Source organism: Candidatus Poribacteria bacterium (assembly GCA_021295715.1).
Taxonomy (GTDB): Bacteria; Poribacteria; WGA-4E; order WGA-4E; family WGA-3G; genus WGA-3G.
This window is the reverse complement of sequence record JAGWBV010000105.1, coordinates 1-4,833: the sequence shown is the minus strand read 5'-3', so window position 1 is coordinate 4,833 and position 4,833 is coordinate 1. Positions and strand designations below refer to the sequence as shown.

At 48.3% G+C, this 4,833-nt stretch carries 5 protein-coding genes; 3 read left to right on the top strand and 2 right to left on the bottom strand.

Annotated elements, in window-relative coordinates:
- The first annotated feature begins 248 nt into the window (after positions 1-248).
- Positions 249-1,202 carry a MoxR family ATPase gene (locus J4G07_19685; GenBank protein ID MCE2416212.1) on the top strand — a complete coding sequence of 318 codons (954 nt, stop codon included), beginning with the start codon at positions 249-251 and terminating at the stop codon, positions 1,200-1,202.
- Between the two features lie 57 nt (positions 1,203-1,259).
- Positions 1,260-2,711: a DUF58 domain-containing protein gene (locus J4G07_19680; GenBank protein MCE2416211.1), complete on the top strand. Its 1,452-nt coding sequence runs from the start codon at positions 1,260-1,262 to the stop codon at positions 2,709-2,711.
- 219 nt (positions 2,712-2,930) lie between these two features.
- Here the strand turns inward: J4G07_19680 and J4G07_19675 are convergent, their stop codons facing one another.
- Both J4G07_19675 and J4G07_19670 read right to left on the bottom strand, forming a co-directional pair.
- Complete coding sequence (locus J4G07_19675) at positions 2,931-3,380, bottom strand: stage II sporulation protein M (GenBank protein MCE2416210.1); 450 nt, start codon at positions 3,378-3,380, stop codon at positions 2,931-2,933.
- Positions 3,380-3,841, bottom strand: a complete 462-nt coding sequence (locus tag J4G07_19670) for a hypothetical protein (GenBank protein ID MCE2416209.1) — start codon at positions 3,839-3,841, stop codon at positions 3,380-3,382. The genes J4G07_19675 and J4G07_19670 overlap by 1 nt, the downstream gene beginning before the upstream one ends.
- A 68-nt stretch (positions 3,842-3,909) precedes the next feature.
- Here J4G07_19670 and J4G07_19665 point away from each other — a divergent pair, with 68 nt between their 5' ends.
- On the top strand, positions 3,910-4,740 hold the full coding sequence (locus tag J4G07_19665) for an RDD family protein (GenBank protein ID MCE2416208.1): 831 nt from the start codon (positions 3,910-3,912) through the stop codon (positions 4,738-4,740).
- Positions 4,741-4,833 lie beyond the last annotated feature (93 nt).

Genomic DNA, 4,833 nt, shown 5'->3' with positions numbered 1-4,833 from the left:
TATTTCGTTTTTCAAGACCACTTTCTGTATCAATACCAGTAGCGAAACCCAACTTGACACTTTTATCAAACTCACGTTATTTTACGTAGCCATAGTCCGTAACGAAGTGGAGGTGTTTTTGCTTGGGGTATTTGATAGGGGTATTTGATAGGGTGTTTCTGTGTATTTCTGCGGATTTCCCTTAGATATACGTAAAGGCACTTCAAACCTGAAACTCACCTGACCGAACCGCAAGGTAAAATTAAAATATGACGAATCTCGTTCAAACGGTTTTTGAAAAAATGAAGCAGGAGGCACAAAAGGTTATTGTTGGACAAACAGAACTTTTTGAGCTTATTGTCGTTAGCCTATTTTCAGGCGGGCATGTGTTGTTGGAAGGAGTCCCCGGGACGGCGAAAACACTCGTTGCGAAAACCTTGGCAATGATAGTCTCTGGGCAATTCAGCCGTGTACAATTTACCCCTGACCTGATGCCGTCGGATATTGTCGGTACCAGCGTCTACGATTTGACGACAAACCAATTTAACCTCAAGCGGGGTCCCGTTTTCACGAATGTCCTGCTCGCTGATGAGATTAACCGGGCACCCGCGAAAACGCAATCGGCACTCTTAGAGTCTATGGAAGAACGTCAGGTAAGCATTGACGGGGTCCGCCATGAACTCCCACCGCCATTTATGGTGTTAGCAACGCAAAATCCTATCGAATACGAAGGCACTTACCCACTTCCCGAAGCCCAGCTGGACCGGTTTCTGTTCAAATTACGCGTGGATTATCCCGATCCAGAAGTAGAAACAGAGATTTTGATGAACTATCATCACGGTTTTAATGCCACTCGCTTGGAAACATTAGGTATTGAAAGTGTCCTTGACAGTGCTTCACTTCACGCGTGTCAGGAGGCGATCCAAGCAGTCACGGTGGAGGATTCGATCTTCAGGTATATTGTCGGTTTGGCGGAGGCATCACGTGCGTCGAATGAGTTAGTATTAGGCGGAAGTCCGCGCGCCTCGATTGCCTTATTGTTAGCGAGTAAGACCTACGCCGCACTTCAAGGACGGGATTATATTCTGCCCGATGATGTCAAATTTTTGACACCGCCAGTCTATCGACATCGGATTCTCCTAAAACCGGATGCCGAGATTGAAGGACTAACCCCAGACGATGTGATTGATAGGTTGCTCGCCGAATCAGAAATTCCGCGTTAAGTTATACTATTTCAAACCTGAAACCTATCTGTCCGAGCCGCAAGGTAAAATTAAAAAATGCATTTGAGCAATCGTCTCCTCATCTTCTTACTTCCGGTAGCCGTTCCAATTGCGCTGAGCGGTGTTTCACCGAGTCTTTTGTTTGTCGGTGGTGCCTATATGGTGGTGCTTTTCGTCGTCAGTGCCGTGGATTACCTTACGAATCCGCTTTTTAAAAACGTCGAGGTACACCGTGAGATGAATTCCAAGTTTTCGTTGGGAGCAGAGAATGTCGTGAGGTTGAAAGTCATCAACCGCTCGCGCTACCAGCTCAAGATGCGTCTCAAAGACGATTTTCCCGACGAGTTTCTGTTCGATGCGGTCGTCCACGATTGCTCTGTTTCCCCGATGGACCAGACAGATATAGTGTATCGCCTGACCCCGTTACGACGCGGGATTTATCAGTTCGTAGATATACATCTGCGGGGTCAGGGGATCTTGGGACTTGTCGTCCGGCAACGGCGTGTCCCAGCGGCGACGGAAATAAAGGTTTATCCGAACCTACAAGCCGTTCGACAATATGAACTCTTAGTGAAGCGGGGGATGCTCCATCAGATTGGACTGAAGAATTCACGGCGATTCGGGGAAGGCACCGAGATGGAGCGGCTCCGTGAGTATTTTCCTGATGACGACTTTCGTCGTATGGATTGGAATGCCACTGCGCGGCAACGGAAACCGATTGTTCGGGAATTTGAGACCGAACGGAGCCAAGATATTGTCATTATGTTGGACACTGGGAGACTCATGGCTTCGCCGATCCTTTTGGATGCGACCGCACCCCGCTCAACAGAGATTCTATCGCAGAAGTCTCGGAAAGTTCGCGATCCCGATCATCCTGATTTGATTCGCAACTCGCCTCCGATACAAAACTTAAAAACACAAGTTGCGGGTCAAATGCTGCCGATGATGCTTAAATTGGATTATGCTATTAACACAACTCTGATGACGGCGTATGTCTCGACGCTCAAAGGGGATAAGGTTGGATTGATCGCTTTTGCGGATACCGTTCATCAATACCTTGCACCGAAGCCCGGCAAAAAACAGTTTCTCACGATGCTCGAAACGATCTACGCGCTCCCTGTTTATTCCGTTGAACCCGATTTTGAAGCGGCGTTCAAGTATCTCGCTACGAAGCAGCGCAAACGTGCACTCATTATCCTATTTACGGACATCTTGGATAGCGATTCTGCTGAAGGGATCGCTGCCTATGTGTCGCAACTCTCTAAGCATCACCTCGTTGCTTGTGTGACCTTGACAGATTCCGGTATCGTTGAATTGGCGGAACAGCAGTCTACAGATTCCAAGTCGGTTTACGAGAAGGCGATCGCTGAGCGGTTGTTGCAGGAGAAACAGGCAACGTTAGATATTCTCCGGCGTCGAGGGGTTATCACGATTGATGTGCCTGCGCATCAGTTGACAATGGCGGTCGTGAATAAGTACTTGGAACTGAAAGCCAAGTCTCAAATTTGAAGTTTGCGATTTATGGCACCTGAGAGGCTGTGTCCATCTCGGACGACTGGAGTTGAACAGGTGAATAAAAGAAAGGAAACCAAAGCTCGTAGCTCGTAATGAAATTATGCCTTAAATGGCATAATTTGTCTTTGCTTTACATTTGGAGAGCGGATATACGGGAAGGAACGTCAAGGCTTCAGACGCACCTGACCGAACCGCAAGGTAAAATTAAAAAGATTATCCAGCTTTCACTGCAAAGAGGTAGGTGAACAGCAGGATGCCCGTCAACGCACCGAATCCGATTTTGACGGAGGGGAGTAAACCCGAAGGCGACACGAAACCTTCAATAATCCCCGCAACGACAAGCAAGGCAACGCTTCCACCGAGCAACTGAATAGCGGTCCTCGCCGCGTCCGTCAAAGTCCGTTTCCGCGTAAGCAGCGAGGGCGCGATAAGGGCGTATCCTAACTTTAACCCGGCACCACCAGCAATGAAAATCGTTGTGAGTTCAATATAGCCGTGCGGCGATACAAACGACCAGAGGGCGAGAGCAACCCCGTTAACATGACACATGCCTGCGATTGCACCGATGACAATACCGTTGATAACTAAAATGTAGGCACTGCCAACCATAAATATGATGCCGCCAGCAAAGGCAAAAAACGCAACCCGAATGTTGTTGGTCATTACAAAGGAAGCAAATAAATTTCGGTTTTCTGCTGATGTGTTGTTCCAGAGGCAAAGTGTTCAGGAACAATTTGTTCCGCAAGTTCCGGGGTGCTCAAAGCGATCCAATATGCTGCCGCAAATGAGACCGTGAACACCACAAACGCTGCGCCGATGAAGCTGAGGTTTTCACGGAATACTGCCGGGAAACCGAAAAGAAGAAACTGACGAAGCGTGCCACGTTTGAAAGGGGAGGTCTGGTAGACCGCGGCATGTGCGCGTGAAGCGAGCGCGTTGAGATATGCGACACACGGATCCTGTGGGAAATCGCGTCGGGCGACCGCTAAATCGGACGTGACACGTCGGTATAGATACCCGAGCCGATTGAGTTGCCCCGCACTCGCTCCGCGTGAATGGGTGAGTAATGTTTCAAGCTCATCCCAAGTATTCTGTTTTTTGGCAATGAATTCTATAGCAGTCATGGTTAAATTAAACACCGATTCGTATCGAAAATCAACCTATTTTACAGAGAAAGGTCCCTACTTTACAAATGAATGAACAAGTATCCGTGGAAACACCTGAGCAAATTGATATAAACTTTCAGCAGGCGGGTATCGGCTCCCGTTTCTATGCAGCACTCATTGATACTGCGTTGCTGACGCTGATTTCACTTGTCGGATATTACGTCAACAGGCGATTTATCTCTGAACTTGGAGACATTGTCGGCAATTGGCTCGGGGCGTTGGGTGGGATCCTTGTCTTCGCGATATTCTGGGGCTACTATATGGTGTTTGAGGCGACCACAAATGGTCAAACCTTTGGAAAACTCGCACTCGGTTTGCGTGTTATCAAGGAGGGGGGCTATCCAATCGGTTTCGCGGATGCTGCGATCCGGAATCTGGTGCGGGTTGTCGATTTTCTCCCCTTCTTTTATGGCGTGGGTTTGCTGTGTATGATGTTAAACAGAAATTGGCAGCGGTTAGGGGACCTCGCAGCAGGGACACTTGTTATTAAAACGACGCGCACCGAGTTGAAACCGACCGGCGGCGGTTCACACGTAGGTAACCAATCTATCAGCATCCCACCACGAGATCTTATCTATACGGCTTGGATACAGCCGACGTTAGTGACAGAGAGGGAGATGCGGGTAATACGTGAATATCTTACGCGGCGGGCAACGCTGCCTGGGCACCGCCGATCGGAACTCGCACGCACCATCGCCAGTCCGATTGTTGAAAAAATGGGAGGACGTGGTTCTATTAGCTACAGTCGATTTTTGGAGGAGGTCTATATGCTGAAGACCTCAGAGACGACTGACAATAATCGGGAAAATACAGATGTCGGGACGGATGGATCCGTTGAAGGGAATAGAAACAGTTAATTCTAAAGTTTACCATAAATGACCATGGGTTTCACTATAAAATTTGCCCAAATATAGAAACTGTGCTAAAATCGGGGTGTTACCTAAAGAATA